Raw genomic sequence first — 2,807 nt, 5'->3', positions numbered from 1 at the left:
GTGCCCAGGCGGGCGGTGGGCGCGTAGTAGCCGGTGACCTGGTAGCCCCACGAGCCGCCGAAGGGATGCTCCGCGACCGGCATCAGCTCGACATGGGTGAAACCCAACTCCCTCACATACGCGGGAAGTTCCTCGGCGAGTTGCCGATACGTCAACCCCGGTCGCCAGGACGGCAGATGCACCTCGTACACCGAGAACGGCGCTGCGTGGACGGGGATGTCCGCCCGGTGCGCGAGCCACTCCTCGTCCCGCCACTCGTGGCGGGAGACGTGCACGACCGAGGATGTACGCGGCGGGACCTCGGTGCGCCGGGCCAGCGGGTCGGCGCGCAGCGTCCGGGAGCCGTCCGGGCGCGTGATGTCGAACTTGTACAGCTCGCCCTCGCCGATGCCGGGCACGAACAGCTCCCACACCCCGGAGGAGCCGAGGGAGCGCATCGCGTGACCGGTGCCGTCCCAGCGGTTGAAGCCGCCGGCCACGCGCACGCCGCGCGCGTTCGGCGCCCACACCGAGAAGCGGGTGCCGGCCACACCCTGATGGGTCATCGAATGGGCGCCGAGCACCTGCCAGAGCTGCTCGTGCCGCCCCTCGCCGATCAGATGCAGATCCAGCTCGCCGAGCGTGGGCAGGAAGCGGTACGCGTCCTCGGTCTCCTGCGTCACCTCCTCGTAGACCACCAGGAGCCGGTACGCCGGGACGTCCGGCAGCGGCAGCAGACCCGAGAAGAACCCGTCGCCGTCGTCGTGCAGTGCGGTCCGCAGATCCCCGGTGACGACGGTCACCGACAGCGCGTACGGACGGAGGACCCGGAGGGCGACCCCGCCGGGCACCGGATGGGCACCGAGCACCGCGTGCGGATCGTGGTGGGTGCCGTCGATCAGCCGCGCGCGGTCGGCGGGGGAGAGGGCAGCGGAGAGGGCGGGCGAGACGGCCGCCGCGGACGTGGCCGCCTTCTCGGCGGTGGTCTGCTGGGCGGTGGTCTTCTTGGCGACCGCTTTCTTGGGAGCGGCTTTCCTGGCGGGGGCGGGGGCCTTCTTCGCCGCCGTCTTCTTCGCGGCCGTCGCCTTCTTCGCACCGGTACCGGTCTTCTGCGTGCTGTCGTCGGACGGAGGGCGGGGCGTCACGGGCGGGGCCTCCTCGGCAAAGGGCAAAGGGCAAAGGGCGGTGGGTCAGGAGGTGGCGTCGGCGGCCAGACGGCGTATCGCCGCCATCGGCACCGGCAGCCAGTCGGGGCGGTGGCGGGCCTCGTACAGGACCTCGTAGACGGCCTTGTCCGTCTCGTACGCGCGCAGCAGCACCGGCTCGTTCCGCGGATCGTGCCCGGTGACCTCGGCGTACCCCGAGCAGTACGCGGCCCGGCACGCCGCGGCCCACTTCGGTGCCGGGGGGCCGGCCGAGTGCGCCGCGTAGTCGAAGGAGCGCAGCATCCCCGCGATGTCCCGCACCGCGGGCTGCGGCATCCGGCGCTCGGCGAGCGGCCTGGACGGCTCGCCCTCGAAGTCGATCAGCGACCAGGCTCCGGACGGCGCGCGCAAACACTGGCCCAGGTGCAGATCCCCGTGGATGCGCTGAGCGGTCCAGGTCCGCCCCTCGGCGGCGAGGCCGGCCAGCGCCTCGAACGCGGAGTGCAGCGCGGGCGCGTAGGGCAGCAGGGCGGGCACCGCTTGTGCCGTCGCCTTCAGCCGCTCGGCCATGCCGCCGACCAGCAGCCGTATCTGGCTGTGGCCCAGCGTGACCGGGGGCAGGGCGCGGGCCAGGGCCGTGTGCACCTCGGCGGTGGCGCGGCCGAGCGCCCGCGCCTCGGGGGTGAAGTCCTCGCCCTCGGCCAGCTCGTGCAGTGCCAGCTCCCAGCCGTCGGCCGCGCCCCGCAGATACGGTTGCAGCACGGCCAGGACGTAGGACTCGTCCGGGTCGTCGAGGCCGGCGCGCAGCCAGGCGGCCGGTGCGGGCACACGGGGACAGCGCTCGTGCGACAGCAGCAGCGGGAGTTCCAGATCCGGGTTGGTGCCGGGGACGACCCGCCGCAGGAGCTTCAGAATGAACGTATCTCCGTAGATGACGGAGGAGTTGGACTGCTCCGCGGTGACCCTCCTCGGGACGAGTTCGTCCCCTATCGGCTGGCGCGGGTCACCGTCGAAGCGGAGGCCGCCGATGCGGGCCCGGGTGCGCAGCGCCTCCAGGAGCACGGAGGTGGCCCGGGGGTCGTACAGCGCCTCGTACACGGTCCGTCCGGCCAGTGGCCCGTCCGTCACATGACCGATGAGTGCGGGTGCCAGCCGTGGCGGCAGCGCCTCGCGGGCACCTATCAGCAGTTGGTAGCAGTCGCCGGGGTGCGGCACGGCGCCCTGGGTCGGCGCATCGGGCTGATGGGCCCGTACGAGGAGATGGACCAGCCCCAGCGCGCCTTCGGGCGGCAGCAGGTCGGTGGCCGCCACCAGCGAGAACCCGGTGACCGGCCGTCCCTTGCCCGCGAACCAGCGCTGCCGTGGCAGCCACTCCCGCAGCAGGGGTTCGAGTGAGGCGAGGAGACCGGAGTGGGCCGTGGTGGGAGGGGCGACGGCTTCCGACATGGCGTGCGTCCTTTCCCCGGGGGCGGTCGGGGTGTCAGAGCTCCGAACGACAGGGGAGCCGGGCCCATGTCGTTCGGAGTTCTTATTGCCTGGGTGCCCAGGGCGGGGCGGCGGAAACCGCCCCGCCCCCGCTCCTACGCGCCGTCCTTGCGGAGTCGGAACCAGTAGAAGCCGTGGCCTGCGAGGGTGAGGAGGTAGGGCAGTTCGCCGATGGCGGGGAAGCGGACCTGGCCGATG

At 72.8% G+C, this 2,807-nt stretch carries 2 protein-coding genes and 1 pseudogene; all 3 read right to left on the bottom strand.

All coding sequences use genetic code 11. The features are described from left to right. On the bottom strand, positions 1-1,124 hold a 1,124-nt coding region (locus ACWD5Q_RS35300; protein WP_451431153.1), incomplete at its 3' end, for a GlgB N-terminal domain-containing protein. Positions 1,125-1,169: 45 nt separating this feature from the next. Beyond that, complete coding sequence (locus tag ACWD5Q_RS35295; RefSeq protein WP_451431152.1) at positions 1,170-2,570, bottom strand: maltokinase N-terminal cap-like domain-containing protein; 1,401 nt, start codon at positions 2,568-2,570, stop codon at positions 1,170-1,172. Between the two features lie 134 nt (positions 2,571-2,704). After that, positions 2,705-2,807: pseudogene (locus ACWD5Q_RS35290) on the bottom strand (alpha-glucosidase C-terminal domain-containing protein); the annotation flags it as partial.

The organism is Streptomyces sp. NPDC002513 (assembly GCF_053595355.1).
This window is presented reverse-complemented; position numbering and strand designations above follow the sequence as displayed.

Bases quoted from the DNA above. Each gene is read 5' to 3' on its own strand.
- ACWD5Q_RS35295 (WP_451431152.1), bottom strand. From the start codon at position 2,570: ATGTCGGAAGCCGTCGCCCCTCCCACCACGGCCCACTCCGGTCTCCTC.